This window comes from Geodermatophilus sp. SYSU D00696, assembly GCF_054050235.1.
The window spans coordinates 46665-73576 of record NZ_JBJGYY010000012.1 but is presented as its reverse complement, the minus strand read 5'-3'; the positions used below and the strand labels follow the sequence as shown (position 1 = coordinate 73576).

Genomic DNA, 26912 nt, shown 5'->3' with positions numbered 1-26912 from the left:
CGGCGCCGGTCGTCATCGCCGGCCCTCCCCCGCCGTCGACAGCCGGTGGGCGCGGTGCGGCGGCGCGGCCACCGGGGCGCGGCCGACCTTCTGGGCCGGGATGCCGCACCAGGTGGTCTCCCGGGGCAGCACCTCACCCTTCATCGCCAGGGACAGGGCGGCGAGCGTGGCGTCCTCCTCGACGACGGAGTCGTACAGGACGACGGCCTTGTCGCCGATGCTCGCCCGGTCGCGCAGCACCACGTGGTCCATCTTCATGACCCGGTCCTCGAACAGGTGGGTCTGCAGCGACGCGTTCGCGCCCACCGACACGTCGTCGCCGATCGTGACGAGGTCGAACTCCGTGACGTAGGTCGTGTCGATCAGCGTCCGCCGGCCGACCCGGCAGCCGAACAGGCGCAGCGCCGGGCCGAGCAGCGGCGTGCCGGTGAGGAAGGTGAGCAGCGCCGGGACCGCCGCCGCCTCGTAGACGCCGGTGACGAACTCGGTCCGGCGGACGAACCCGTTCCACAGCGGCCGCACCCGCGGCCGGTACCGGCCCACGACGGCCCACTTGAGCGCGGCCACGAACAACAGCACCAGGGCGCTGGAGCCCAGGGCCACCACCGGGGCGAGCAGGACCGTGGCCACCGTGCTCCAGGAGAGCGCCAGCGAGGACAGGCCGTACAGGGTGGCGAAGGTCGCGACGGCGAGCAGCGAGCTCGGCAGCACGATGCGGAGGAACTCGATCGCGTACCGGGCGCCCACCTGCCGCCGCGACGGCGCGTACGTCTGCGCCTCGGTGAACTCCTCGAAGACCTCTCGCCGCGGCAGGTAGAACGGCGGCGAGCCGAGCCAGGAGGTGCCGGGGTCGGCCCCCTCGGTCGGCGGGACGCTGCGGACGCCGATCAGCGAGCCCGCGCCGAGCTGTGAGCCCGCGGGGACGAAGGCGGCGTTGCCGACGAAGGCGCGGGAGCCGATCTCGGTCCGGCGGAGGGCGACGTGGCCGTTGGCGTAGGTCGCGCTGCCCACGCTGGCCATGTCGGCCACGAAGCTGCCCTCGCCGAGGGTGAGCAGGTCCGGATCGATGTTGGCGATGGTGGAGACCTCGGCGCCCTTGCCGACGCGGGTCCCCAGCGCCCGCAGCCACATCGGCGTGTAGAGGGTCGAGTACATGGTGTTGGTGAACAGCAGGCTCAGCTCGAGCAGCTTGTCCCCCAGCCACTTCTCGACGCCCAGCTTCGACCGCAGGTGGTGCACGCCCTCCGGCGTCGCCGACAGCACCAGGCGGCGGGCGCCCAGCAGGAAGCCGCAGGAGGCGAGGACGAACAGCGGCCCGGACAGCGCGGTGGCCAGGAACGCGGCCGCGGTGCCGTAGGTGAGCAGGACCCACCACACCACGGTGACCACCGGCAGCAGGATCAGGAACGGCATCAGCTCCAGGAGGAGGACGCCGCCCGCGAAGCCGGCCAGGAGCCCGCGGGACCAGGTGCGCGGGGCGGCGGCGCACGCGGCCATGAGCCCGACGACCGGGTCGATCGCCTCGGGCGCCGACCGCGCCGGGGACCCGGCCCAGCTCTCCCCCGCGGGGACGGCGCGGCCGGAGGGCAGCAGGGACTGGTCGCCGAGGATGGCGTTCTCCCCGACCTCCGAGCCGCACTCGAGCACGCTCTCGGACCCGACGACGGCGCCGGTGCCGATGGTGACCGGGGCGAGGGTCAGCACGCCCTCGGCGACGCGGTGGCCGTGCAGCTGGGTGCCGTACCCGATCGTCGCGCCGGGGCCGACGCTCAGGAACGACGGCAGGGAGACGTCGGCCGAGCCGAGGTGGCACTCGGCGTCGACCCGGGCGCCGGCCAGGCGCAGGTAGGTCGCCGCCCACGGGGACCCGCTGAGCACGGTCATCGGGGAGATGGACAGCAGCTTCTGCACGGTCCACACCCGCAGGTGCGTGCCGCCCCACAGCGGGTGGTCTCCGGCGCGCAGGCCGCGCGAGAGCAGTCGGGAACCGACCACCGGGAGGACCCAGCGGGTGACGAGGTAGGACGTCGGCAGCGCGACCGCGAGTTGGAGGACCAGCGCCAGCGAGGGCTGGCCGTCGTTGAGGCCGTAGGCGACGGCGACGGGGAGGAGGAAGAGCCCGACGATCGCGACCAGGACCGACAGCTGCGCCGCTCCGAACGCGACGACTCGACCACGGGACGGCGGCGCCGGCCGGGGCTCGCGCGGCTCGAGCGTCGTGGCGTCCGGCTGGTCACCGGCGCCGGCCTCGAGGAAGGCGGCCAGGCCCCGGACGGTGGGGTGCCGGTAGAAGTCCAGGATGGACAGCCCCGCGCCGAGGTCGCTCTCCCGCATGGCGGAGACGACGTTGGCCGCCACGAGGGAGTGCCCGCCCAGCGCCTCGAAGAAGTCGGCCTCGACCGAGACCGCACCGGCGGGCAGGGAGAGCATCTCCTCCCACAGCCCGGCGATCCACGCCTCCGCCGGGGTCGCCGGGGGCTCGTGCTCCGCGCCGGTGCGGATCAGCCGCGGCCGCGTGGGCGCCGGCAGCCGGCCGCGGTCGGCCTTGCCGCTGGGCAGCATCGGGATCGACGTGACCACGTCGAGGTACGACGGCACCATGTAGGGCGGCAGCTGCTGCACTGCCTGCTCGTGCAGCTGGGCGATGACCTCGTCGGCGGCGTCTGCCTCGCCGCCCCGCAGGACGACGTAGCCGGCCAAGTCCCCGCCGGTGTCCGACGAGGGCAGCAGGGCGACCACGGCGGCCGTCACCGCGGGGTGCTCCAGGAGCACGCTCTCGATCTCCTGCAGGTCGACCCGGTGGCCTCGGACCTTGACCTCGCTGTCTGCGCGCCCGAGGTACTCGATCTGGCCGTCGGGGAGGAATCGGCCGAGGTCCCCGGTCCGGTAGATGCGCTCCCCGGGGATGCCGCGGGGGTCGGGGATGAACCGGTCGGCGGTGAGGTCGGGCCGGTTGACGTAGCCGCGGGCCACACCGGGCCCGCCGACGCAGATCTCCCCGACCTCTCCGGCCGGCACCGGGCGCCGGTCGTCGTCGAGCAGCGTGACCCGGTAGGTGGGCAGCGGGCGCCCGATGGTCACCGGCCGGCCCGGAAGCAGCTCGGCCATGGTGCAGGTCACGGTGGTCTCGGTGGGCCCGTAGGTGTTCAGGATCCGGCGCCCGGGCCCCCAGCGGTCGACCAGCTCGCGCGGGCATGCCTCCCCGCCCACGTTGACCGTGCGGATGCTGGGCAGCAGGCGGTCCAGCGTCGCCAGCACGGTGGGGACGCAGTAGATCATCGTGATCTCGTTGTCCTCGAGGAAGTCGGCCAGTCCCGACCCCACCCGGCGGCCGTCGGTGGGGCCGGCGACGAGCGTCGCCCCCACCGCCCACGTGGGCCAGATCTCCTCGATGGAGAAGTCGAAGGCGATCGTCATGCCCTGGTAGACGCGGTCGGTCGGTTCGACCCCGTACAGGGACGGCACGATGCCGATGAAGTTGCAGATGCTGGACTGGCTGATCTCCACGCCCTTGGGGCGGCCGCTCGAGCCGGACGTGTAGATGACGTAGCAGACCGGGTCCCCGTCGGACTCGGTGCCGGGGCGGGCGCTCGACTGGACCGCGAGCTCGTGCCCGAGCTCGTCGAGCAGGAGGCTCTCGCAGGGCAGCGCGGCGCAGGAGGCCGCGAACGAGGAGTGCGTCACCACGAGGGCGAGCGAGCAGTCCTCGGCGATGTAGAGCAGCCGGTCGGCGGGCGCCTCGGGGTCGATGGGGACGAAGGTCGCCTCGGTCTTGGTGACGGCCAGCAGTGCGACGTAGGTGTCGACCGAGCGGTGCAGCAGGATGCCGACCCGGACGCCGCACCCGATGCCGCGGCTCATCAGCAGGTTGGCCAGGCGGTTGGCCCGCTGGTCGAGGTCGGCGTAGGAGAGGCGCTCGCCCCCGCACTCCAGCGCCGTCGCCGAGGGCCGGCTGTCGCAGGTGCGCTCGAAGTACCGGCTCAGCCGGGTGACCCCGGTGGTCTGGCCGAGCTCCGCGACGAAGTTGTCGTGCAGCCGGTATCCGACGTCGTCGTGCAGCCGGTGTCCGAGGGCGGTGGCGCCGAGGGGGGCGTTCCGGGCAGCCGCGACGGTGGAGTGCCCGTTCTCCTCGTGGGGGAAGTCCGAGAAGTCCTGGGTTCGTTCGTTCTGTGTTGCCATTCGCTCACTCTCTGCAGCCCCCGACACGGCATTCGACGGACCACTAAACCTGCTGATCCGCGACCTCCTGCAGCAGAGATCGAAATGGACGGCGACACGCCCTCCTTTGTCACTGAGCAGCACCGACGCAATCCGGGACGTGACGTGCCCGTAACCCGATCGGTCGACTTGTGACGCTAAGAAAGCGATCGATCACAATGCGCTTTCGCCATTACCCTCTCCCGCGCGGAGCTGGCCGCGAGGCAGGGAGAGCGGGATGGACCGGGTGCCGGGAGAAGGACCCCTCGTGGTCACCGGCCGCGCCCGCGCCGTCCTCGAGGACGCCGATGGCGGCGTCCTGACGGCGCGCGAGCGACGGCGGGCCGCGGCCCTGCGCCACCCCGCCGACCGGGAGTCCTACGTCGCGGCCCACGTGCTGGTGCGGCACTGCGCTGCGGCGCTGACCGGCCGCGCGGTCGGCACGCTCGAGCTGGTGCAGCGGTGCGCGGAGTGCGGCTCGGCCGACCACGGCAGGCCGTCGCTGGCCGGCCTGCCCGAGGTGCACGTCAGCCTGGCGCACACCCGCGGCGCCGTCGTCGCGGCCGCGGACTGGCACCCGGTCGGCGTCGACGTGGAGGGACCCCCGGCCGGCGGCACCGGCCCGGCGGTGCTGGGCTCCGCGCTCACCCCCGCCGAGCTGGAACGGGTGCGCGAGTCCGCCGACCCGGCGACCGCGTTCCTGCGCCACTGGGTGCGCAAGGAGAGCCTGGTGAAGGTCGGCGCCGCGACGCTCGACGACCTGTCCCGGATCGAGGTCGACCTCTGCCCGGGCCAGGACCCGTCGGGACCGACGGTCGGGCGGTTCGGGTCCCTGGACGTCGCGGACTGGTTCGACGACGCGCTGCGCGTGGCGGTCGGGGTCGCGGGGACGGGGACGCCGACGCTGCGGACCGCCCCTGCGAGGGGGACGCTGGAGGGGACGCGCCCGCCGGACGGCTGACCGGTCCGGCCCGCGTCGCGGTGCAGCCGTTCGTGCCGGTCGGTGTCCCCCGGACGGGCGGAGCCCGCCCCCGCGGTGGGTCGCCGGGGTGGCCACGCGACCGGCCGCACGTAGAGTCCGCCATCCCGGGCGTCCCGTGCCCGGATCCCCCTCGGAGGTCGTGGTGCGCAGGGCTGTGGTCGTCGCCGGAGCGGTGGCGCTGGTGACGCTCGTCCCCGGACCGGCGTGGGCCGAGCCCCCGTTCGAGATGACCGCTCAGGTCACCGACGAGGTCGGGGCCCTGGGCGCCGGGGCTGCGGCGGCCCAGGCGTCGGTGGAGGACCTGGGCGCCGACACGGACCTGGGCCTGCACGCCGTCTTCGTGTCCTCCTTCGACTCCACCGACGCCGGCGACTGGGCCGCCGGCACCGCGCGGCTGTCCGCTCTCGAGGAGTCCGACGTGCTGCTGGCCGTGGCCGTCGGCCAGGACACCTACGAGTACGGGTGGTGGGTCGACGACGACTTCCCCCTGTCCGAGGTGGACGTCGAGCGGGTCGTCCTCGACGAGGTGCAGCCGCGGCTGGACGCCCGGGACTGGTCCGGCGCGGTCGTCACGATGTCCGACGGGCTCCGCTCGCTCGCGGCCCCCGAGGAGGACGAGGCAGGGAGCCCCCAGTGGTCGGCCACCCAGACCCTCGCGGTGGTCGGCGGCGTCGCCGCCGTCCTGCTCGTCGCGCACCTGCTGTCCCGTCGGCGGTCCGCGAGCACCTCGTCCCGGTAACCGCGCCGCGCCGCCCGGCGGCGGGTGTCCCACGTCACGCCTCCCAGGGAGCTCACAGCCCCGACACGGGGGGACGTACAGGAGGTGCCCCGAGGCTGCGTGGTGTGTCCATCCCCCCGGCCGTCACCGAGCCGACGTCGGCCACCGCACCGGAGCCGCCGCGGCCGCCTCGCGTCATCCAGCCGGTCACGGCCGACGCCTGCACGCACGCGACGGTCCCGGGCGCGCCGGTGGGGGCCGCGCCCGGCATGAGCCTGACCCGTCCCCACGACCCCGCGCTCTGCGAGGGCCGTGGCTGCTCCCTGCACCACCCGAGCGCCCACCACATGCGGACGTGGCCGCGGGTGTGGCGCGAGTTCTACGGCTTCTCCGACCGCGTCTGCGACCACGGCGTCGGGCACCCCGACCCGGACGACGTCGTCCACCTGCAGTCCGTCGGCGGCGCCACGACCACCCATCCGTGCGACGGCTGCTGCACCGCTCCGCTGCGCGACGCCCGCTGAGCCGTCGCGGCGCACCGCGGCGGGAGGGCGTGCACCCGGGCGGACGGCGAGGACCCAGCGGAGCCCGGCGAAGCGGACCAGTCCCACCGCGCCGCTGACCGCGCACACCGCGAGCACCGACACGACCGGCCCGGCGGAGACGGTCCAGGTCTCCAGCGCGGCCAGGGTGAGGCTCGAGGCCGCCAGCCCCGCGGCGGCCAGGCCACCGCCGGCCCACTGCGCCGTCGCCCAGCCGGTCCGGTCGCCGGCGCGGAAGGTCAGGCGGCGGTGCAGCTCGTTGGCCAGCGCCGTGGACGCCACGACCCCGACCAGGTTGGCCGCCTGGGTCCCGGACCCGGCCAGCAGCAGGAAGAGACCGGCGTAGACCAGGTTCGCCGAACCGCCGACCAGGACGAACCGGACGAACTGCGCCGGGGCGGAGTCGCGCGCCGGCCAGGCGGCCGGCCGGACCGGCGGCAGCGGGGGCGGGGCCGTCGTCGCGGGACCGGGCTCGCGGACCGTCGCTGGCATGCGCCCAGGCTGCTGGCCGGACCCGGCGCGGCACATCCGGGAGGACCCTGGATCCACCCCTGACCACACCCCCGCCGCACGCGCGGTCGGGAGGCGCCGACGACGGCAGCGACTGCGGATCCTGCGTGCTTGACTGGGCCGCAGGCTGCGCTCGCCCGCGACGGAAGGCGGACCGGACATGGCCCACGCCCCGACCCCCGCCCCGACCTCCGCCCCCGCGCTGCGCGGCGCCGACCGCCCGGCGGTGTAGGCCGTGGCCGGGCGTGCGCCGCAGCTCCTCGAGCGGGGAGACCTGCGGCCCGCCGCCGGCCTGGCCGCGTGCCCGGCCCACCCCGGGGCCCCGCCGGTCCCCCGCCCGCCCGGAGAGCCCGAGGCCGCCGCGCGCCGGTGTCAGCGGTGGACGCTGGTGGTGGTCTGTCTAGCCTCGGCGCTGCTGCTGTTCAACGTCACCGCACCCAACGTGGCGCTGCCCGCCATCGCCGCCGACCTGGCCGCGGGCTTCGAGACGCAGCAGTGGGTGCTGTCGGTGTACGCCCTCGTGCTGGCCTCGCTGCTGCTGGCCGGCGGCGCGCTCGGCGACCGCTACGGGCACCGCCGCTGCGCCCTGCTCGGCCTCGCGCTCTTCGGTGCCGGGTCGGTGCTGTGCGGGCTGTCGCCCTCGGCTCCCGTCCTGGTCGCCGGGCGGGTGGTGCAGGGCCTGGGCGCGGCGGTGCTGTTCCCCAACGGGCTGGCGCTGCTGGCCGCGGAGTTCGAGGGCCCGGCCCGCGCCCGGGCGGTCGGCATTTGGGGCGCCAGCGTGTCGGGGGCCATCGCGCTGGGGCCGCTCCTGGGCGGTGTGCTGGTCGAGACGAGCGGGTGGCGGTCGCAGTTCCTCGTCGCCGCGGCGCTGGTGCTGCCCACCCTCGCCGTCGGGGCCCGTCACCTGCGCGGCGGGCCGGCGCGGGCGGGGGCCCGCCTCGACTGGCTGGGCACCACGCTGCTCACCGGCGCGCTGGTGCTGCTGGTCGTGGTGCTGCAGCGGGCCGGCGCGCTGGGCTGGACCAGCGCCGCGACCCTGACCATGGCGACCGGGGCGCTGGCCCTGTTCGCCGGCTTCCTGCTGGCCGAGCACCGCGTGCGCGCGCCGCTGATCGAGCCGGCCCTGCTCCGCGACCGCACCTTCCTGGGCGCCACGCTGGTCGCGCTGGTGTTCGCCGCCGCCGGGTTCGCGCCGGTGGTCTACCTCACGCTGTTCCTGCTGCAGGTCGGGGGGTCGGGACCGACGCTGGCCGGCCTGCAGGTCGCGCCGTTCGCCGTGTCCTCGCTGGCGGTGTCGCTGCTCGCCGCCCGCGTGGTGGCCCGGGCCGGCGTGCGGCTCACCCTGGTCGCCGGGCTGGTCCTCTGCGGGCTCGGGCCGGCGCTGCTCGTCGGCCTCTCCCCCGACGCCGGGCTGCTCCGGCTCCTGCCGGGGCTGCTGGTCTTCGGCGCGGGCGCCGGGCTGGTCAACCCCACGATGACCGTCGCCGCTCTGGGCACGGTCGACGCCGCGCACAGCGGCATGGCCTCGGGGGTCAACAACACCGCCCGGCAGCTGGGCATCGCCGCGGGCATCGCCGGGCTGGGGACCCTGCTGCAGGCCGTGCTGGCCGACCGGCTGACCGCGGCCCTGGCGGGCGCCGGCCTGGACGCCGCGACGGCCGCCGACGCCGCCCGGCTGGCCGCCGCCGGCGGTCCCGGCGCGGCCGCCCGGGAGCTGGGCTCCTCGGCCGGCGTCCTGTCGGCCGCCTACGACCGCGCCTTCGTCGCGGCGCTGGACGCGGTGCTGCTGGTCGCGATCGGCATCGTCGCCCTCGGGATCGTCGCGACCCTCGCGCTCGTCCGCCCGACGCCGCGCGACGCACCCGCCCGCCGCCCCGCGGCCTGACCGCACCACCGCGGCCGGTCCCGCGCGCCGCGGGACGGTCCGCGAGGCCGCAGCCCCCGATAGCCTGCTGTACCCACAGCCGCCCCCGTCGGCAGCCGATCCCCTCCCGGACAGCCGCCGCCGCGCGCAGGGAGGTCCGGTGAGCGCTCCTGCTGACCCAGGGACGACGGCCCTCGCCGCGTCCGGCGCCCCGGCGGAGAACGGGGTCCTCGAGGTCGTCGTACTGGCCGTGCTGCTCCTGCTGGCCGGTTACTCGTTCTGGCGGCGGCGGGTGCTGCGCCGCCGCTACCACCTCGGCAGGCGCGAGCGGGCCGTGCGCCTGCAGCAGCAGTGGCTGGAGCCCCTGGTCGCGGTGGTGCTGGTCGCCGGGGTGCTGGCCAAGGACGTCGCCGCCGGGTCGGCGCACCTGATCGCACTCGCGATCGGCGGGGTGGTCGGCGCGGTGCTCGGGGTCCTCCGCGCGCGCTACCTCCTCGGCCGCGCGCACCGGGTGGGCAACCGGCTGGTCCTGGAGCGCAACTGGCAGGAGATGCTGCTCCTCGTCGTCCTCGTGGTGCTGCAGATGGCCCAGCGCGAGCTCAGCACGGAGTCCACGAGCGTCCTCGGCCTGGTCAGCACCGCACTGCTCAGCGCCGGTGTGGTCGAGTCCGTGGCCCGCGTGGCCTACCTGACCGCCCGAGCACGCTCGGCGACCACCCAGGACCCGCCCGGCGCCGCCGCGGGCGCCCGGACGGCCTGACGCGGGCCGGCCGTCCACCCGCCCGCGGGCAGCGGCGACCCCGCCGGCCGCCGCGCCGGGGCCCGACCGCACCACCGCGGTCGGACCCCGGGGCTCAGGCAGCGAGCGCCGGCCTGGTCGCGGGCTCGAGGGCCAGGGCGAGCACGTCGCGGACGTCGCCGACCAGGTGGACGGTCAGCAGGTCGCGGACCGCGGCCGGGACGTCGTCGAGGTCGGGCTCGTTGCGCGCCGGCAGCAGCACCTCGGGGATGCCGGCGCGGTGCGCGGCCAGCAGCTTCTGCTTGACCCCGCCGATCGGCAGCACCCGGCCGGTGAGGGAGACCTCGCCGGTCATCGCGACGTCGCTGCGCACCGGCCGGCCGGACAGCACCGACGCCAGCGCGGTGACCATCGTGATCCCGGCGCTGGGCCCGTCCTTGGGCACCGCGCCGGCGGGCACGTGCACGTGCACCTCCCGCTCACGCAGGTCGGACACCGGCAGCTCCAGCTCGGCGCCGTGCGAGCGGAGGAAGGACAGCGCGATCTGCGCCGACTCCTTCATCACGTCGCCGAGCTGACCGGTCAGGCGCAGCCCGGTGGCCCCGGTCTCGGGGTCGGCGAGCGACGCCTCGACGAAGAGCACGTCCCCGCCGGTGCCCGTCACGGCCAGGCCGGTCGCCACGCCGGGCAGCGCGGTGCGCTCGGCGGACTCCGGGGTGAACCGCGGGCGGCCGACCAGCCCGCGCAGCGCGCCGGCGTCGACGTGGACCGGGGCCGCGTCCGGGCCGGACAGCCGCGCGGTGACCTTGCGCAGCAGGCGGGCGAGCTGGCGCTCGAGCTCCCGGACGCCGGCCTCGCGGGTGTACTCGGTGGCCAGGGTCCGCAGCACGTCGTCGTCGACGGTGACCTCGTCGGGGGTGAGCCCGGCGCGCTCGAGCTGGCGGGGCAGCAGGTGGTCCCGGGCGATGGTCACCTTCTCGTCCTCGGTGTAGCCGTCGAGCCGGACCACCTCCATGCGGTCGAGCACCGGCGCCGGGATCGCCTCGAGCACGTTGGCCGTGGCGAGGAAGACGACGTCGGACAGGTCGAGCTCGACCTCGAGGTAGTGGTCGCGGAACGTGTGGTTCTGCGCGGGGTCGAGCACCTCGAGCAGCGCGGCCGCGGGGTCGCCGCGGTAGTCGCTGCCGAGCTTGTCGACCTCGTCGAGCAGCACGACCGGGTTCATCGACCCCGCCTCGGCGACCGCGCGCACGATCCGGCCGGGCAGCGCGCCGACGTAGGTCCGCCGGTGGCCGCGGATCTCGGCCTCGTCGCGGACGCCGCCGAGCGCGACGCGGACGAACCGGCGGCCCATCGCGCGGGCCACCGACTCCCCCAGGGAGGTCTTGCCGACCCCCGGCGGGCCCACGAGCGCCAGCACCGCGCCGCTGCGCCGGCCACCGACGACGCCCAGCCCGCGCTCCTCGCGCCGCCTGCGGACGGCGAGGTACTCGGTGATGCGCTCCTTGACCTCGTCGAGGCCCGCGTGGTCGGCGTCGAGCACCGCCCGCGCGCCGGCGACGTCGTAGGCGTCCTCGGTGCGCGTGGACCACGGGAGCTCCAGCACGGTGTCCAGCCACGTCCGGATCCAGCCGGACTCCGGCGACTGGTCGGAGGTGCGCTCCAGCCGGTCGACCTCCCGCAGCGCCGCCGTGCGCACGTGCTCGGGCAGGTCGGCGTCCTCCACGCGGGTGCGCAGGTCGGCCGGCTCGTCGCCGCCGTCCCCGCCGCCCTCCAGCTCGCGCAGCTCCTTGCGGACGGCGGCCAGCTGCCGGCGGAGCAGGAACTCCCGCTGCTGGCGGTCCATGCCCTCCTGCACGTCCTTGCGGATCGTCTCGGCGACCTCGAGCTCGGCGAGGTGCTCGCGGGCCCAGCCGGTGGCCAGCTCCAGTCGGCGGGCGACGTCCGCGGTCTCCAGCAGCGTCAGCTTCTGCTGGGCGGTCAGGTAGGACGCGTACCCGGCGGTGTCGGCCACCGCGGACGGGTCGGTCAGCCGCTGCACGCCGTCGATCAGCTGCCACGCGCCCCGGGCCTGCAGCACCGACACGATCAGGCCCTTGTACTCGCGGGCCAGCTCCTGGGCGCGCTCGCCCTGCCCCTCGTCGGGCAGGACGGTGACCTCCACCCACAGCGCGCCGCCGGGCCCGCCGGCACCCGCGCCGATGCGGGCGCGGGCCGTGCCGCGCACCAGCGCACCCCGCTGCCCGCCGGGCAGCCGGCCGACCTGCTCCACCACCGCGACGGTGCCGATCCCGGCGTAGCGGCCGTCCAGCCGCGGGACGAGCAGGACGCGGGACGTCCCCTCCGGCGTACGGGCCGCGTCGACGGCGACCCGGGCCTCGGCGTCCTCCAGCTCCACGGGCACCGCCATGCCGGGGAGGACGACCGTGTCGTCCAGCGGCAGCAGCGGCAGTCTCTCGGTTCCGCTCATCGTCGTGCTCCTCCTCCTGCAACGGTGTAATCACCGATGCCGCGGAGAACGCGGGCGGGCCGCTCCGCCGTTCCGGGTGTTCGCCGAGAGCGCAGTCCCGGGCCACCCGGGCAGCACTGGACTCCCGGCCGGCCGTGGGACACGCTCGGGCGATGACCGCCGGCCCGCCGGGGCTCCCCCGGGCCACGGCAGCGGCGACGGGCACGAGGGCTGGGACGACGGCGGCGACGACGGCGACGGCGACGGACCGCACGGGGCGGCGGGTGCTGGCCCTGTTCCGCCCCCACCGCGCGCGGGTGGCCGTCGTCGCCACGGCGATCCTGGTGTCCTCGCTGCTGGGGATCGTGCAGCCGTTCCTGACCCAGGCGGTGTTCGACCGGGCGCTGTTCCCGCGGGCCGCCGACGGCTCGATCGGCCCGCCCCGGCTGGGCCTGCTGGTCGCGCTCGTGGGCGCCAGCATCGCCGTCGTCCTGGTGGGCGCCGCCCTCGGGGTGGCGACGACCTGGCTGACGACCCGGCTGGGCAACGCCGTCATGCGCGACCTGCGGGACCGGCTGTTCGCCCACCTGCAGCGCATGGAGCTGGCGTTCTTCACGGGCACCCGCACCGGCGAGATCCAGAGCCGGCTGGGCAACGACGTCGCCGGGGTGCAGTCGGTGGTCACCGACACCGCGAGCTCGATCCTCGGCAACGTGGTGACCGTGGTCAGCGCGCTGGTGGCCATGCTGGTGCTGTCCTGGCGGCTCACGCTGGTCGCGGTGGTGCTGCTGCCGGTGTTCGTCGTGCTGCAGGTGCGGGTCGGGCGGGTCCGGCGCCGGGTCGCCGGCGCCACCCAGCGGTCGGTGGCCGACATGACCGCGATCACGCAGGAGACGCTGTCGGTCAGCGGGGTGCTGCTGGCCAAGGTGTTCGACCGCCAGGACGCCGAGGTGCGGCGCTACGCCGAGGAGAACGCCCGCCAGGCCGACCTCCAGGTGAAGCAGACCATGACCGGTCAGTCGTTCTTCGCCACCGTCCAGGCCTTCTTCGGGCTGACCCCGGCGCTGGTCTACCTGGTGGCCGGCCTGTCCATCGGCGGGGTCTTCCTCGCGGGCGGTGCCGACACCCTGACCGCCGGCACGATCGTGGCCTTCACGACCCTGCAGACCCGGCTGCTGTTCCCCGTGGTGGCGCTGCTCCGGGTCGGCGTCGACGTGCAGACGTCGCTGGCGCTGTTCGAGCGCGTCTTCGAGTACCTCGACCTGCGGCCGGCGATCGTCGACCGGCCCGGCGCGCTCGACCTGCGGAAGGAGGAGGTGGCCGGGCACGTGGCCTTCGAGGACGTCCGCTTCCGGTACGGCACCGGCGACCGCGCCGGGAGCGACGGCGCGCAGCCGTGGGTCCTCGACGGCGTCAGCCTGGACGTGCCCGCCGGGTCGCTGGTCGCCTTCGTCGGCCCCAGCGGAGCCGGGAAGACGACGGCGTCCTACCTCGTGCCCCGCCTCTACGACGTCGACGCCGGCCGGGTGACCCTCGACGGCCACGACGTCCGCGACCTGACCCGGGCCACGCTCGCCCGGGCGGTGGGCGTGGTGACGCAGGAGTCCTACCTGTTCCACGCCTCGGTGCGGGACAACCTGCGCTACGGCCGCCCGGACGCCACCGACGAGCAGGTCCGGGCGGCGGCCCGCGCGGCCAACATCGACGAGCGGATCGAGCGCCTGGCCGAGGGCTACGACACGACGGTCGGCGAGCGCGGCTACCGGCTCTCGGGCGGGGAGAAGCAGCGCCTGGCGATCGCGCGGGTGCTGCTGGCCGACCCCCGCGTGCTCATCCTCGACGAGGCGACCTCCGCCCTCGACACCGCCAGCGAGCGGCTCGTGCAGCAGGCGCTGGAGCAGGCGATGCGCGGCCGGACCACCATCGCCATCGCCCACCGGCTCTCGACCGTCCTGGCCGCCGACACCATCGTCGTCTTCGACCGGGGACGGGTGGTCGAGCAGGGCACCCACGCCGAGCTGGTCGGGCGCGGCGGGCTCTACGCCCGGCTCTACGCCGAGCAGTTCGGCGGCGGGACCGTCGAGGCGCGCTGCGACGACGGCGTCGTCTTCGCCGACGGCGACGTCCTGCCGCACGCCCCGTCGGCCCGCGACGGGTGGTCCGCGGACGGGATCGGGGCGGACGTGCGCAGGAGGGGTGCGCAGCGACCGGCACCCCGCCCGGGGTGACCCCCCGACTCCAGTGACGCCGCGGTGGGTCGCCGCCGTCAGCGGGTCAGGGCGGAGCTGCGCGAGAACCTCGTCCTCAACTCGACGCCGGGACCGAGCACGCGGGTGAGGGGCGCCTGGCCGGCGACCTCACGGGCCCGGTCCAGCTGGTCGGCGTCCAGGTCCTCGGTGTAGGTCACCCGGCAGTCGAGGACCCAGTCCGGACGGACCGAGACGACCACCTCGAGGTCACCGCCGTAGGAGTAGGTGCTGTCCAGGTGCGCCCGCAGCGTGATCGCGGTGTCGGAGGCCAGCGCGGCCGCGAGCAACCCCAGCGGGCTCGGCCCGGCGCTGCGGCCGTCGGGGTGGGGCGGCGCGCTCACCGTGAGGTGCTCGCGGCCGACGTGCACCGCCGTCACCCGCTCGTCGGTGGCGCGCAGCAGGGCGCTGGCCACCGCCAGCCCGTCCTGCGCCGTTGCGTACGGGGTCGCCGCGTGATCGGTCACGTCGTCCTCCACGGGGTACGCGCGTCGGTCGGTCGGTCGGCGCGGTGCCGTCCGGGCGGCGGGCGGTCCGGCGTGGCGTCTCCCACCCTCGCGGTCATCGCTCCGGGCACGACCCTGGCACGCCTGCCGGGGCGAGTCGAGGTCGCGGACCACGGCGCGACGGTCGCACCCGGGCCGGTGGGAACGGCGGCCGGTCAGGCCCGGTCGAGCAGCAGCTCCTCGGTGTCGAGCTCGCGCAGCACCGCGGTGACGACCTCCTCGTCGATGCGGCCCTCGTCGCGGGCGCGGAGGAACACCGCCCGCTCGACGGCCAGCATCTCGCGGCGCAGCCGGCGGTACGCGACCGACGGCGGCTCGCGGTCCTGGCGGCCCAGCCGCTCCCAGGCGAACAGTCCCCGGATCTCGGCCTTGTCCCGCAGCCGGTCCACCACCTCCGGCGGCACCGCGTCGTCGCCGGCGACGAGCTCGTCGAGCCGCTTGATCGCGGCGTTGACCGCCTCGTGCTGCACCGCGGCCTCCTGCAGCGCGTCCTCCGTCGCGCTCGGGCCGGGCAGGGCGAGGCGGCGGATCACCCAGGGCAGGGTGAGGCCCTGGCCGACCAGGGTGGCGACGACGACCACGAAGGCGAGGAAGGTCAGCAGGCCGCCCTGCGGCGCCGTGGACAGGTAGGCCAGCGCCGCCGCCAGCGAGACCACGCCGCGCATCCCGGCCCATGAGATGACGGCGGGGAACTGCCACGGCGGTGCCGCCTCGCGCCGGCGCACCCGCGGGAACAGCCGCGCCAGGTATGTGGCCGGGAAGACCCACAGCGGGCGGCTGAGGACCACCGCGAGCGTCACCGCGACCGCACTCCCGACGACGGTGCCGGCCGGCAGTCCCCGGATCTCGTCGAGGATGGCCGGCAGCTCCAGCCCGATCAGCAGGAACACGACCCCGGTGAGGACGAACTCGATGACGCTCCACAGCGGGTCGGCCAGGGTCCGCGACGTCGGGGAGAAGAAGCCGTACCACCGCGTGCTCAGCCACAGGCCGGTGGTGACCACCGCGACCACGCCGGAGGCGCCGACGGCCTCGGCGAGCAGGTAGGAGGTGAACGGCGTCACCAGGCTGAGGACGACGTCGATCATCGGTTCCTCGTTGCGCCGGTGCAGGTGGGCGGCGACCCAGGCGCTGCCCAGCCCGATCGCCGCCCCGCCGGCCGCGGCGAGGACGAACTCCCCGAGGAAGTCCAGGACGGTGACCGACCCGGCCACCCCGGCGATCGCGACGCGCAGCGTGGTCAGCGCGGTCGCGTCGTTGACCAGGCTCTCCCCCTCGAGGATGCTCACCGCCCGCCGCGGCAGGCCGGTGCGCCGGGCCACCGCGGTGGCCGCGACGGCGTCCGGGGGTGCCACCACCGCCCCGAGGGCGAATGCCGCGGCCAGCGGGAGGCCGGGGACCACGGCCCAGGCCACGAGCCCGACGACGAGCGTGGTGAACAGCACCAGCCCGACCGACAGCAGGGCGATCGGGCGCAGGTTGGCCCTCAGCGAGCGGTTGGAGGTGCGCCAGGCCGCGGCGTAGAGCAGCGGCGGGAGGAACAGCAGCAGGACCATGTTGGGGTCGATGCTGTAGTCGGGCACGCCGGGCACGTAGGACAGCGCGACACCGACGAGGACGAGCAGGATCGGGCCGGCCACCGGCACCCGGCGGCCGAGCGCGGCCCCGGCCGCGACCACGAGGACCAGACCGAGCACCTCGAAGACCCCGCCGACCGACACCGCGCTGTCCGCCGCGGCAGCCAGCGGCACGGGATCGATCGCCATCTGACCTCCACCGGTCCCAGGGCTGGCCGGGCCCAGTATCCCGACCCCGCCCCACGGGTCACTCCCGTCGCTCCGCCCTCCGCCGTTCCTGTACGCGCCGGTCCGCGTGGCCGAGCATGGGCGGCACGGTGCACCGGGCACCACGGGGAGGCCTGCGCATGTCGTCGTTGCCGGATGCCGTCCAGCAGGTGCTGCGCCACCACGCGCAGCGCTCGCCGGGGACGCCGATGCGGGCGGTGGTGTCCAAGGCCGCCGCGCTCGGCTACGAGGTCGTCGCGCCGAGGGAGGGCAGCAGCGCGACCTACCTGCGACTGGTCGCCACCGCGCCGACCGGCCGGCGGACCACGCTCTACGTCGACGGCGCCAAGCTGAGCTCCAACGGCCGGGCCGACCGGTCGTTCGCGGCCGGGCTGCCGGGGGCGGTCGAGACCACCGTCGACGTGCAGTTCCCCTTCACCGGCGCGGACCCGTTCGAGGTGCTGGTCGCCTTCTCCGGTCACGCCGCGCGGCCGGCCGACCCGGCCCCCGCCCCGGTCGCGCCTCCGGTGGCCCCGCCTGTGCCTGCGTCCTGGCCGGCCGGGACGGCGCCACGGCCCCAGCCCTCGCCCCAGCCCTCGCCCCAGCCCTGGCCGCTGCCTCCCACGCCCGCACCCGCCCCCGCCGGCACGCCGCGGCGCGGGCCGGTCGTGCTCGGCGTCGTCGCGGCCGTCGTCCTGCTGGTCGTGGTGATCGCGGCCGCCACCTCCGGCGCGGCCGGCGGGCTGCTCGCCGTCGGGCTCGCGCTGCTGCTGGTGGGCCTGGGCGCCGTCGTCGTCGGCCGTGCGCGGTGGGCGTTCATCGCCTCCCGCCGGGTCGGCGGTGCGGTGCTGGCCGCCGGGCTGGTGACCACCGGGATCGGCGGGGCGACCGTCCCGCCGCCCGCGCCCACCGCGGCCGCGCAGCCCGCGGCGCCCTCCTCGTCGGCCGCGCCGACCACCTCCGCCGCCCAGGCGAGCGCCGCGGCCGAGTCGGCGGCCGCCGCCGCGGACGCCGCGGCGACCCGGGCCGAGACCAGCGAGACCGCCGTCCCGGTGGCCGACCCGGCCACCGGCCTGCTCTCGGACGGCGCCACCCAGGCCGCCGTCGACGGCGCCGCCCCGGCCACCGCGCTGGCCGCGCTGGCCGCCCTCCCGGTGCAGGGCCGGGCGCCGCGCACCGGCTACGACCGCGACCTGTTCGGCGCCGGCTGGGTCGACACCGACCGCAACGGCTGTGACACCCGCAACGACGTGCTCGCCCGCGACCTCACCGGCGAGACGTTCAAGCCCGGCACCCGCGACTGCGTCGTCCTCACCGGGACGCTGGACGACCCCTACTCCGGCCGGACCATCGCCTTCCAGCGCGGCCAGGGCACCAGCGACGACGTCCAGATCGACCACGTCGTCGCGCTGTCGGACGCCTGGCAGAAGGGCGCCCAGCAGTGGGACGACGCCCGGCGCACGCAGTTCGCCAACGACCCGCTCAACCTGCTCGCCGTCGACGGGCCGCTCAACCTGCAGAAGGGCGACGGTGACGCGGCCACCTGGCTGCCGCCGGACCGCTCCCACCGCTGCGCCTACGTGGCCCGCCAGGTCGCGGTGAAGGTCAGCTACGGGCTGTGGACGACGCAGGCCGAGCGCAACGCGATCGCCACGGTGCTCGCCGGCTGCCCGGCCGAGCCGCTGCCCGGCGGTGTGGTCGCCCCGGCCCGGCAGACCGCGGCGCCGACCACCGCGGCTGCCCCTCCGGCGGCACGGCCCGCCCCCACGACCCCGCGGCCGGCTCCGGCTCCGGCACCCGCGCCGGCACCGGAGCCGGCTCCCCCGCCGGCTCCGGTGCCCGCCCCGCCGCCCCCTCCGGTCGCGACGTCCTACGCGAACTGCGACGCCGTCCGCGCCGCCGGCGCCGCCCCGATCACCCGGGGCGACCCGGGCTGGGACCCGAAGTTCGACCGGGACGGCGACGGCGTCGGCTGCGAGTGACCGCCGGTCCTGGACCCCGCGCCCCCGTGGTGCGGGGGCCGGGACCGGCGGGCTCGGGGCGCCGGCTCAGTCGGCCAGCAGGGCGGCGTGCGCGCCGAGGCGGTGTGCCAGGGCGGCGGCGGTGCCGGTGGCGCGCAGGACGTCGGCCAGCAGCGCGGCCAGCTCGGTGGCGTCCGCGGGGTGCTCGTCGAGCTCGGCGGCCAGCAGCGCGTCGAGGTCGGCCGGGTGGAGGTCGGCCAGGTCGACCAGCACGAGCGGCGCGCCGGTGGCGGTCGGGTCGGTCTCCACGGGCTGCTCCTCGGGGTCGGGCCGGGCTCGGTCCCCGGCACCACCGACCCTGGGCGCCCTCCCTCAGCGGCGGCTCTGCGGAACCGCACGATCCCCGCAAGACCGGTGGCGGGGCCGGGCCGCCCGACCCGATCGGGTGACTCCGGCCCGCCGCGGGTGTGGGGGGTCCCGGGCGGGGCCACCGACGACGAGGTCCGGCGCCTGCCGGACCGGCGGACCCCGAACGCGCCGCCCCGGTCCCCCACACGGGGTCCGGGACGGCTAGGGTCGTCGCGTCGGGAAGGCCCTGCGCTCTGGCAGGACCCCGATGCACCATCGCAGCTAGGAGCGAGCAATGCCCGAAGGAACTGTCAAGTGGTTCAACGCGGAGAAGGGGTTCGGCTTCGCCACTCCTGACGGTGGCGGACCTGACGTGTTCGTCCACTACTCGGCCATCCAGACCAGCGGGTACCGCTCGCTCGACGAAGGCCAGCGGATCTCGTTCGACATCGAGCAGGGCCAGAAGGGCCCGCAGGCGGCGAACGTCAACCCGCTCTGATCTCCTGATCAGCACAGCGCCCCCGTCCGGTCCACCGGGCGGGGGCGCTGTCGTGTGCGGCGCCGGTCAGCGCGCGCGGGGCACGTACCCGCCGACCAGCGCCGACATCAGCAGGGCGCCGTCGTCAGGGCCCACGGCGACCGCGGCGTCGGCGAAGGCCCGCCAGCGGGCCCGCTCGACGTCGGTCCGGGCGTGGGCCGCCCGCGCGGTGAGCTGCTCGACCAGCCGCTCCCACTCCGACTGCGGCGTCGGCCAGAGCCCGGCCAGCCGGCGCGCCTCCGGGGAGATGCCGGTGAACCGGACGATCTCCCCCGAGTAGGTGGTCAGCACCTCGACGTAGCCGGCGGCGGCGAGCGCGCGGGCGGCGGCCAGCACGTCGGGCTTGGGCAGGCCGCTGGCCGGGACCACCTGGCCGAGGTAGGGGTTGCCGCCGTGCTCGGGGCCGTCGACCAGCCGGGCCACCGCCCGCAGCACGGGCAGGTCGCGGCGGAACCAGGTGTCGGGCAGGGGCCGGTCGGGCGCTGTCACCGGCCCAGTCTCCGCCGCGCGCGACGGCGCCCCGCCACCCGGGTGCACGGGGTGACGGGGCGCCGGTGGGGGTCGTTCAGCGGTCGCGGGCGCCGGTGAGCTCGGGACGGCGGGCCAGGATCACGCCGAGGACGACGTAGCCGACCAGCAGGTGCGCGGCGCCGACGTACTGGGTGATCGCGGGCAGCAGGAACGCGGTCGGGACGGTGACCGGCGCCCAGCTCTCGGCGACCATCGGCCAGAACCGGGCCGCGCCCCTCCACCGGCCGGCGATCGCGATCCGCACGCCGATCACGGCCATGCCGAGCATCGACAGCGGCCAGAAGAGGTCGATCACGAAGAAGAAGCCGGTGTCGTAGAGGCCGGGGGTCAGCGCCCACATCAGTGACGAGACCATGGCCACCGCGAGCAGGGCGTGCTCGACGTGCAGCAGCCGGCGGGCCAGCCGGCCGGTGCCGATGGCGCCGGTCCGCATCTGCGCGGCCACGAGGAAGACCAGGCCGCCCTGGAACGCGAACGCGGTCAGGTTCACCACGAGGGCCTGCCAGGTCCCGGCCGGCGGGGTGGTCCCGAGCGCAGCGCAGGCGACCGCCCACGAGAGCGACCCGGCGGCGACCGCGATCCCGGCCCTGCGGACCGAGCGGGTCGAGGCGCCGGGGGCAGCGCCGGCCGGTGCGGCGAGGTCGGTGCGGGCGGGAGCGGGGGTGGTGGTGAGGGACATCGGGTCCTCCGTCGTCGTGCGGCGCCCGGTGCGCCGTCCGGGGAGAACCGTCGTGGGGACGCGTCCCGGGCCGACAGGGCCGGCCGCCACGGATCCGGTCCCCCTCGGTGTCCCGGGTGACACGGGACGGCTGACCCGTGACGGCGGGGACGCCGTCGGGCGAGGATGCGCGCGTGCAGGCACAGGCCCCGGCGACCGGGCGGACCCGATCGGCACCGGAGCCCCTCCTCCGGCCCGGTGTCCCGGACCCCCGGCTGCGGTGGTCGGCGGTCGCCGTCGTCATCGTCGTGGTGGCCGGCTCGGCGGTCACCGCCGCCGTCCTCGACGCCACGACACCGTCGGCGGTGCGCTCGGCGCTGCAGCGGGAACCCGGCTGGCTGGCCACCGTGCCGGGCCTCGTGCTCGCCGTCCCGGCGGCCGCGCTGCTGCTGCGGGCGCCGCGCAACGCGGTGTCCTGGGTGGCCGCCGGCACCGCGGTGTTCTGGGCGGTCAACGGGCTGGCCGAGTCGTGGCTGGCCTGGGCGCTGCAGGACGACCCGCCGCGGGCCGGCGCGAGCTTGGCGTTCTGGACCGTCGAGCGGCTGGGGTCGGGCCTGCTGCTGGGCCTGCCGCTGCTGCTCCTGCTCTACCCCGACGGGCGGCTCCCGGGTGGCCGCTGGCGCGGAGCGAGCCTGGCCGGCCTGGCCGCCACCGCGCTGCTGCCGGTGCTGCTGCTCGTCACCCCGGCCGAGGTGGCGTTCACCGATGACGAGGGCACCGGGGTCCCCGCCGTCTACCGCACCCTCGACCTCGACCTCACCTCCCTCCCGCTCCCCGCGGCGCTGACGCTGCCGCTGCTGCGGATCGGCTTCCCGCTCGCCGTCCTCGGCACCGCGGTCGCGGCCGCCTCGGTGGTCGCCCGGTACCGGCAGGCGGCCGGCGAGGACCGCACGCGGATGCGCTGGCTGCTGTGGGCCGCCGTCGTCGACCTGCTCGTCATGCTCACCACGCTGCTGCTGCCCTCCGAGCCGAGCACGCTGGCGCTGGTCCTCGCGGTCGCGCTGACCGGGACGGCGGTGGCCGCCGGCATCCTGTGGCCGCGGGCGGTCGACGTCGACCGGCTGCTCGGCGGCACGCTGGTGTACGGCGGGCTGGCCGTCGGCGTGGTGCTGCTCGACCTCGCCGTGCTGGGCGCGGCCGGCGCGCTGCTCGGCGACGCCCTCGGTGAGCGCGACGCCACCCTGCTCACCCTGCTGCTGGTCGCGGTGGTCTACGTCCCGCTGCGGGCGCCGCTGTGGCGGCTGGTCCGCCGGTGGGTGCTCGGCGAGCGGGAGGACCCCTACCGCGTCGTGTCGGACCTGGCCGAGCGGCTCGAGCGCACCGACGGCGCCGAGGAGCAGCTCATGGCGGTCGCTGCCGGCATCGCCGAGGCCTTCCGCGTCCCCTACGTCGGCGTCGAGGTCGACGCCGCCGACGGAGGGCGGCTGGTCGCCGAGCACGGGCGGCGGCCAGACGCGGTCCAGTCGCTGCCCATCGCCTACCGCGGCGAGCAGGTGGGCCGGCTGCTGCTGCCCCGCGACGGCGTCCGCGCGCACCTGGTGACGCGGGACGAGCGGCTGCTCGCCGACGTCGTCCGGCAGGCCGCCGCGGCCGCGCGGGCCGGGTCGCTGGCCGCGCAGCTGCAGGCCAGCCGGGAGCAGCTGGTCACCGCCCGGGAGGAGGAGCGCCGCCGGCTGCGCCGCGACCTGCACGACGGGCTGGGCCCCTCGCTCGGTGCGGTGGTGCTGCGGATCGACACCGCCCGCAACCTCGCCGCCACCCGGCCCGAGGACGCCGACCGGCTGCTGCGCCAGGCGCGCGACGACGTCGCCGCCGCGCTGGGCGACGTCCGGCGGCTCGTGCACGACCTGCGCCCGCCCGCCCTCGACGACGTCGGGCTGGCCGGCGCGGTCCGCCAGCAGGCCGAGCGGCTCCTGGCGCCGCAGGTCACCGTGATCGTCGACGCCGTGGACCTCGGCGAGCTGCCCGCGGCGGTCGAGGTGGCGGCCTACCGGATCGCCTCGGAGGCGCTGGCCAACGCCGCCCGGCACGCGCGGGCCACCCGGGTGCGGGCGACCCTCGGCCGCGAGGACGGCGACCTGGTGGTGACCGTCGCCGACGACGGCGTCGGGATCGCGCCCGACCGCGCCGCCGGCGTCGGGCTCGTGTCGCTGCGCGAGCGGGCGGCCGAGCTGGGCGGACACTGCACGGTCAGCTGCCCGCCGGAGGGCGGCACGGAGGTGCGGGCCGTGCTGCCCGTCGAGGGAGGAGCGCCCGGTGACCGAGCCCGGTGAGCCGCTGCGGATCGTGGTCGCCGACGACCACCCGGTCTACCGGGACGGGCTGGCGCTGCTGCTCGGCTCGGTGCCGGGGCTGACCGTCGTCGGCACCGCCGCCGACGGGGCCGAGGCGGTCGCGGTGGTCCGCGAGCACCTGCCCGACGTCGTGGTCATGGACGTGCAGATGCCGGTGCTCGACGGCATCGAGGCCACGCGGCGGATCGCCGCCGAGGTGCCGTCGGCGGGCGTGGTGGTGCTGACGATGAGCGAGGACGACGGCACGGTGTTCGCCGCCGTCCGCGCCGGGGCCCGCGGCTACCTGCTCAAGGGCGCCGACCAGGAGGAGGTCGTCCGCGCGATCACCACCGTGGCCTCCGGCGGGGCGGTGTTCGGCGCGGCGCTGGCCCGGCGGATCGCGGAGTTCTTCGCCGCCGGTCCGGCCGGCCCCGAGGCGGCGTTCCCGCAGCTGACCGCCCGGGAGCGCGAGGTGCTCGACCTGGTGGCCGCCGGGCGGTCCAACGCGCAGATCGCCGCGGTGCTGTACCTGTCGCCGAAGACGGTGCGCAACGTCGTGTCCAACGTGCTGACCAAGCTGCAGGTCACCGACCGCGCGCAGGCCATCGTGCGGGCCCGCGAGGCCGGCCTGGGCCGGTGACGGCCGGCGGCGCCGAGGACGTGCGCGGCGTCCTGCGGCGGGTGGTCCGCTGGGCGGCGGGCCGCCCGGACGTCGTCGCCGTCGGGCTCGCCGGGTCGCAGGCCCGCGGCACGGCGCGGCCCGACTCCGACGTCGACCTCGTCGTCGTCACCCGGGACCGGGACGGCTACCGCGGGCCGGATGCGGTCGCGGGGCTGTTCGGCGCCGGGGTGGCCGACGTGCGGACCCGGCGGTGGGGGCCGCTGCTCGAGCGGCGCCTCCGGCTGCCCGGCGGACTGGAGGTGGAGGTCGGGTTCGTGCCGGAGGGCTGGGCCGCCGACCCGGTGGACCCCGGGACGGCGCGGGTCGTCGGGGACGGCCTCGTGGTGCTGCACGACCCCTCCGGCCTGCTCGGACGCCTGGTCGAGCGGGTGGCGGCGGGGAATCCGCCCGTCGCCCGGGCCGTTCCCCCTGGCATGACGACCACTCCCCAGCCCAAGCTGACCAGGACCGACGAGGAGTGGCGGGCCCAGCTCTCACCGCAGGAGTACGCCGTGCTGCGCCAGGCCGGCACCGAGCGCCCGTTCACCGGCGAGTACGTCGACACGAAGACCGTCGGCGTCTACACCTGCCGCGCGTGCGGAGCCGAGCTGTTCCGCTCGGAGACCAAGTTCGACTCGCACTGCGGCTGGCCGTCGTTCTACGAGCCGTCGTCGGCCGACGACGTGGTGCTCCGCGAGGACCGCAGCCACGGCATGGTCCGCACCGAGGTCCTCTGCGGCACCTGCCACAGCCACCTCGGGCACGTCTTCGACGACGCGCCGCAGACGCCGACCGGCGACCGCTACTGCATCAACTCGGTGTCCGTCCGGCTGGTGCCCGCCGAGGGCTGACGCCCGCGGGCTCAGGCCGCCGACCCGGGTCCCGCGGTGCGGGTCCGGTCGGCGGCACGGGCGCCGGCGAGCACGAGCGCGAGCCGGCGCCAGCGCCGCTGCCGCCAGCGGTAGAGCGCCTCGGCGAAGAGCCACACGGGCCCGGTGAGCGGTCCGGCGTCGATCTCGACCTCGTCGGTGTACCGGCAGCCGCCCTCGTCCAGCGGTGTCACCGTGATCAGGTGCCGCCAGGACCGGACGAGCGAGCCGTGCTCGTCCGACCGGACCGCGCGGGCGTCGTCGTCGACGGACTCGACCCGCAGCGTGTGCCGGGACACCGGCAGCAGCCCGAACAGCAGCAGCCAGGTCGTCACCGACTCCCCCGCCTGCCACGGCCGGATCCGCGCCTCCAGGGCGGGGAAGCGCAGGACCGGTGCCGCGACGTGCACGAGGGCCGCGGGCGTGCGTACCGCCGACCAGACGACGTCGGCGGGTGCGGCGAGGACGGTGCTGCGTCGTACGGTCCGCACGTCGGCGTCCCTCCGGGAGGTCAGGGCAGGTCGGCGACCAGCTCGGTCACCGGCTTGCGGGTGCCGGTGTAGAAGGGGACCTCCTCGCGCACGTGCCGACGGGCCCGGCTGGCCCGCAGGTCGCGCATGAGGTCGACGATGCGGTGCAGCTCGTCGGCCTCGAAGGCCAGCATCCACTCGTAGTCGCCCAGGCCGAACGAGGCGACGGTGTTGGCGCGGACGTCGGGGTAGGGCCGGGCCTGCATGCCGTGCTCCTTGAGCATGTCCCGCCGCTCCTCGTCGGGCAGCAGGTACCACTCGTAGGACCGCACGAACGGGTAGACGCAGACGTAGCGGCGAGGCTCCTCCTCGGCGAGGAACGCCGGGATGTGGCTGCGGTTGAACTCGGCCGGGCGGTGCAGCGCCATCTGCGACCACACCGGCTCCAGGTGCCGGCCCAGCGCGGTGCGGCGCAGCCGGGTGTAGGCCTCCTGCAGCGCCTCGGGCGACTCGGCGTGCCACCAGACCATGAGGTCGGCGTCGGCGCGCAGGCCCGCGACGTCGTAGGTGCCGCGGACGACGACGCCCTTGCCCGCGAGCTCCTCGAACAGCCCGGCCACCTCGTCGGCGACGGCGGTGCGCTGCTCGTCGGCGAGCGGGCGGGCCAGCCGGAACACCGACCACATCGTGTAGCGGATGAGGGCGTTGAGCTCGTTGGCCCGCTTGCCGACGCTGCGCTGTTCGGTGCTCTGCTCGCTCATGTCCTCATTGTCCCCCGGGCTGCCCGGGGGGTTCGGCGGCCTGCGGCAGGCCGACCCTCCTGGTGCACCGGTGACGACGTGGCGGCCGCAGTGGCGGTGTCCACCGCCACTGCGGCCGACCGGCCGGATCACCCGCCGGGCGCGACCAACCAGGCGTCGACGGTGATCGAGACGCGCCGCCCGATGAGGAACGCGGGCGCACGGATGCCGACCGCCGTCCGGTCCAGCTCGGCCTGCGCCCGGACCCGGAGCCGGTCGCCGTCGAGCGCCGCCTCGGGCCGGCCGGTCACCGTGAGCGGCGCCGTCGTCCCGCGCACGGACAGCTCGCCCTCCGCCGTCCACCCCCCGTCGCCGGTGGGGACGAACCGGTCGCAACGCCAGGTCATCACCGGGTGCCGGTCGATGTCGAGCAGGCCCGGCCTGCGCAGGTCGCGGTCCCGCTTGGCGATGCCGGTGTCCAGGGTGTCCAGGTCCAGGTCGGCGGACGCCCGGACCGGGTCGCCCGAGACGTCCAGCTCCACCCAGCCCGTGCGGCACGTCACCGTGCCGTGCGCGACCCGGCCGAGGTTGCCGACGGCGAAGGCGATCCGGGTGCGGCTGTCGGAGACGGTCCACGTGCCGGCGGTGGCCGGCCGGGCGCGCAGCGGGGCGGTCACGACCGCACCCCCGTCGGCAGCTCGGCGAGCAGGACCCGCGCCATCTCGACCCGGTCGTGTCCCGGCAGCAGCGCCGGGTCCTCGTCCGGGAGCAGCTCCGTGCGCACCACGGCCTGCTGCACCCGGTCGCGGGTCTCGGTGGCGGTGGCCAGCCCGATGACGACGATCCGGTCGTCGGTGCTGCGCAGCGCGAGGACCTCGACGATGCCGTCGATGTCCCGCACCGCCGGCCAGATCCGGTCCCGGCCGCCGTGCTCGGCGGCATCCGCCCGCGCCGGGTCGCCCCCGGTGTCGAGCCAGGTGACCTGGGCGAACAGCGGGCGACGCCCGGTGGCGCGACCGTGCAGCTCGTCGGTGACCCGGTAGACCCGGTCGGTGGCCGGCTCGTCGGCCCAGAGCGCGACGACGGTGCCGCGGCCCGGGTCCTCGACGTCGTCGAGCACGATGAGCCCGGCGGGCGCGGCGCCGGCGGGCAGGCAGCCGTCGACGACCTCCCGGACGCCCGGCCCGTGGCCGGCCGTGATCCGGAACCCGTGGATGGTGGCGTACACGGTCTCTCCCTCCTCGGTGGGGCGACGTCCGCGCCCCG

General features: G+C 76.3%; 22 protein-coding genes and 1 pseudogene. 11 read left to right on the top strand and 12 right to left on the bottom strand.

The genetic code is table 11. The features are described from left to right. Positions 1 to 12 precede the first annotated feature (12 nt). Entirely contained in the window at positions 13 to 4179 is a 4167-nt protein-coding gene (locus ACI79O_RS09945; protein ID WP_456892677.1) for a Pls/PosA family non-ribosomal peptide synthetase, read from the bottom strand. 256 nt (positions 4180 to 4435) lie between these two features. On the opposite strand from ACI79O_RS09945, the gene ACI79O_RS09940 reads away from it, so the two are divergent. The 3 genes from ACI79O_RS09940 (at position 4436) to ACI79O_RS09930 (ending at position 6421) form a co-directional block, all read left to right on the top strand. Further along, positions 4436 to 5158: a 4'-phosphopantetheinyl transferase family protein gene (locus tag ACI79O_RS09940; RefSeq protein ID WP_456892679.1), complete on the top strand. Its 723-nt coding sequence runs from the start codon at positions 4436 to 4438 to the stop codon at positions 5156 to 5158. A gap of 163 nt (positions 5159 to 5321) precedes the next feature. Continuing rightward, the gene (locus tag ACI79O_RS09935) at positions 5322 to 5918 is read left to right on the top strand and encodes a TPM domain-containing protein (protein ID WP_456914018.1); all 597 of its coding nucleotides are present in this window, start codon (positions 5322 to 5324) and stop codon (positions 5916 to 5918) included. Positions 5919 to 6022: 104 nt separating this feature from the next. Beyond that, positions 6023 to 6421 (top strand): hypothetical protein, encoded by a 399-nt coding sequence (locus ACI79O_RS09930; RefSeq protein WP_456914017.1) that lies wholly within the window; start codon positions 6023 to 6025, stop codon positions 6419 to 6421. A 66-nt stretch (positions 6422 to 6487) separates the two neighbouring features. On the opposite strand, the pseudogene ACI79O_RS09925 reads toward ACI79O_RS09930, so the two are convergent. Then, positions 6488 to 6931: pseudogene (locus ACI79O_RS09925) on the bottom strand (GtrA family protein); the annotation flags it as partial. 253 nt (positions 6932 to 7184) lie between these two features. Here ACI79O_RS09925 and ACI79O_RS09920 point away from each other — a divergent pair. Then, entirely contained in the window at positions 7185 to 8834 is a 1650-nt protein-coding gene (locus tag ACI79O_RS09920) for an MFS transporter (protein ID WP_456914016.1), read from the top strand. Positions 8835 to 8973: 139 nt separating this feature from the next. Further along, the gene (locus ACI79O_RS09915) at positions 8974 to 9573 is read left to right on the top strand and encodes a hypothetical protein (protein ID WP_456914015.1); all 600 of its coding nucleotides are present in this window, start codon (positions 8974 to 8976) and stop codon (positions 9571 to 9573) included. A gap of 94 nt (positions 9574 to 9667) precedes the next feature. Here the strand turns inward: ACI79O_RS09915 and lon are convergent, their stop codons facing one another. After that, positions 9668 to 12022 carry an endopeptidase La gene (gene lon / locus ACI79O_RS09910; protein ID WP_456914014.1) on the bottom strand — a complete coding sequence of 785 codons (2355 nt, stop codon included), beginning with the start codon at positions 12020 to 12022 and terminating at the stop codon, positions 9668 to 9670. A gap of 152 nt (positions 12023 to 12174) precedes the next feature. On the opposite strand from lon, the gene ACI79O_RS09905 reads away from it, so the two are divergent. Then, complete coding sequence (locus ACI79O_RS09905) at positions 12175 to 14229, top strand: ABC transporter ATP-binding protein (RefSeq protein WP_456914013.1); 2055 nt, start codon at positions 12175 to 12177, stop codon at positions 14227 to 14229. 38 nt (positions 14230 to 14267) lie between these two features. Here ACI79O_RS09905 and ACI79O_RS09900 read toward each other — a convergent pair whose 3' ends face one another. Together ACI79O_RS09900 and ACI79O_RS09895 are read right to left on the bottom strand one after the other, a co-directional pair. Next, a complete protein-coding gene (locus tag ACI79O_RS09900) occupies positions 14268 to 14714 on the bottom strand; it encodes a hypothetical protein (RefSeq protein WP_456877470.1) in 447 nt (148 codons plus the stop codon). A gap of 194 nt (positions 14715 to 14908) precedes the next feature. Continuing rightward, on the bottom strand, positions 14909 to 16519 hold the full coding sequence (locus tag ACI79O_RS09895; RefSeq protein WP_456892695.1) for a Na+/H+ antiporter: 1611 nt from the start codon (positions 16517 to 16519) through the stop codon (positions 14909 to 14911). 158 nt (positions 16520 to 16677) lie between these two features. On the opposite strand from ACI79O_RS09895, the gene ACI79O_RS09890 reads away from it, so the two are divergent. Further along, complete coding sequence (locus ACI79O_RS09890; protein WP_456892697.1) at positions 16678 to 18519, top strand: GmrSD restriction endonuclease domain-containing protein; 1842 nt, start codon at positions 16678 to 16680, stop codon at positions 18517 to 18519. A 66-nt stretch (positions 18520 to 18585) separates the two neighbouring features. On the opposite strand, the gene ACI79O_RS09885 is transcribed toward ACI79O_RS09890, so the two are convergent. Next, positions 18586 to 18807, bottom strand: a complete 222-nt coding sequence (locus ACI79O_RS09885) for a hypothetical protein (RefSeq protein WP_456892699.1) — start codon at positions 18805 to 18807, stop codon at positions 18586 to 18588. Between the two features lie 334 nt (positions 18808 to 19141). Between ACI79O_RS09885 and ACI79O_RS09880 the strand changes: the two genes are divergently transcribed. Next, entirely contained in the window at positions 19142 to 19345 is a 204-nt protein-coding gene (locus ACI79O_RS09880; RefSeq protein ID WP_012948038.1) for a cold-shock protein, read from the top strand. Between the two features lie 66 nt (positions 19346 to 19411). On the opposite strand, the gene ACI79O_RS09875 is transcribed toward ACI79O_RS09880, so the two are convergent. Together ACI79O_RS09875 and ACI79O_RS09870 are read right to left on the bottom strand one after the other, a co-directional pair. Next, positions 19412 to 19873: a hypothetical protein gene (locus tag ACI79O_RS09875; RefSeq protein ID WP_456892701.1), complete on the bottom strand. Its 462-nt coding sequence runs from the start codon at positions 19871 to 19873 to the stop codon at positions 19412 to 19414. Positions 19874 to 19949: 76 nt separating this feature from the next. Then, positions 19950 to 20594, bottom strand: coding sequence for a hypothetical protein (locus tag ACI79O_RS09870; protein ID WP_456892703.1), 645 nt, complete (start codon positions 20592 to 20594; stop codon positions 19950 to 19952). 173 nt (positions 20595 to 20767) lie between these two features. On the opposite strand from ACI79O_RS09870, the gene ACI79O_RS09865 reads away from it, so the two are divergent. Genes ACI79O_RS09865 through msrB form a run of 3 tightly spaced genes read left to right on the top strand, consistent with a single transcriptional unit; the run spans position 20768 to position 24418 of the window. Beyond that, positions 20768 to 22906: a sensor histidine kinase gene (locus ACI79O_RS09865; RefSeq protein WP_456892705.1), complete on the top strand. Its 2139-nt coding sequence runs from the start codon at positions 20768 to 20770 to the stop codon at positions 22904 to 22906. Continuing rightward, positions 22890 to 23546: a response regulator gene (locus tag ACI79O_RS09860; protein ID WP_456892707.1), complete on the top strand. Its 657-nt coding sequence runs from the start codon at positions 22890 to 22892 to the stop codon at positions 23544 to 23546. Before ACI79O_RS09865 ends, ACI79O_RS09860 begins: the two co-directional genes overlap by 17 nt. Continuing rightward, positions 23543 to 24418 (top strand): peptide-methionine (R)-S-oxide reductase MsrB, encoded by an 876-nt coding sequence (gene msrB / locus ACI79O_RS09855; RefSeq protein WP_456892709.1) that lies wholly within the window; start codon positions 23543 to 23545, stop codon positions 24416 to 24418. The genes ACI79O_RS09860 and msrB overlap by 4 nt, the downstream gene beginning before the upstream one ends. 11 nt (positions 24419 to 24429) lie before the next feature. Here the strand turns inward: msrB and ACI79O_RS09850 are convergent, their stop codons facing one another. The 4 genes from ACI79O_RS09850 to ACI79O_RS09835 form a co-directional block, all read right to left on the bottom strand. Next, positions 24430 to 24927 carry an SRPBCC family protein gene (locus ACI79O_RS09850; protein ID WP_456914012.1) on the bottom strand — a complete coding sequence of 166 codons (498 nt, stop codon included), beginning with the start codon at positions 24925 to 24927 and terminating at the stop codon, positions 24430 to 24432. 20 nt (positions 24928 to 24947) lie between these two features. Beyond that, the gene (gene hemQ / locus ACI79O_RS09845) at positions 24948 to 25667 is read right to left on the bottom strand and encodes a hydrogen peroxide-dependent heme synthase (protein WP_456914011.1); all 720 of its coding nucleotides are present in this window, start codon (positions 25665 to 25667) and stop codon (positions 24948 to 24950) included. A 128-nt stretch (positions 25668 to 25795) separates the two neighbouring features. Then, complete coding sequence (locus ACI79O_RS09840; protein ID WP_456886791.1) at positions 25796 to 26323, bottom strand: YceI family protein; 528 nt, start codon at positions 26321 to 26323, stop codon at positions 25796 to 25798. After that, positions 26320 to 26874 (bottom strand): hypothetical protein, encoded by a 555-nt coding sequence (locus ACI79O_RS09835; RefSeq protein ID WP_456886793.1) that lies wholly within the window; start codon positions 26872 to 26874, stop codon positions 26320 to 26322. Before ACI79O_RS09835 ends, ACI79O_RS09840 begins: the two co-directional genes overlap by 4 nt. Positions 26875 to 26912: the final 38 nt, after the last annotated feature.

Bases quoted from the DNA above. Each gene is read 5' to 3' on its own strand.
- ACI79O_RS09945 (WP_456892677.1), bottom strand. From the start codon at position 4,179: ATGGCAACACAGAACGAACGAACCCAGGACTTCTCGGACTTCCCCCAC.
- ACI79O_RS09940 (WP_456892679.1), top strand. From the start codon at position 4,436: ATGGACCGGGTGCCGGGAGAAGGACCCCTCGTGGTCACCGGCCGCGCC.
- lon (WP_456914014.1), bottom strand. From the start codon at position 12,022: ATGAGCGGAACCGAGAGACTGCCGCTGCTGCCGCTGGACGACACGGTC.
- ACI79O_RS09905 (WP_456914013.1), top strand. From the start codon at position 12,175: ATGACCGCCGGCCCGCCGGGGCTCCCCCGGGCCACGGCAGCGGCGACG.
- ACI79O_RS09895 (WP_456892695.1), bottom strand. From the start codon at position 16,519: ATGGCGATCGATCCCGTGCCGCTGGCTGCCGCGGCGGACAGCGCGGTG.
- ACI79O_RS09890 (WP_456892697.1), top strand. From the start codon at position 16,678: ATGTCGTCGTTGCCGGATGCCGTCCAGCAGGTGCTGCGCCACCACGCG.
- ACI79O_RS09880 (WP_012948038.1), top strand. From the start codon at position 19,142: ATGCCCGAAGGAACTGTCAAGTGGTTCAACGCGGAGAAGGGGTTCGGC.
- ACI79O_RS09870 (WP_456892703.1), bottom strand. From the start codon at position 20,594: ATGTCCCTCACCACCACCCCCGCTCCCGCCCGCACCGACCTCGCCGCA.
- hemQ (WP_456914011.1), bottom strand. From the start codon at position 25,667: ATGAGCGAGCAGAGCACCGAACAGCGCAGCGTCGGCAAGCGGGCCAAC.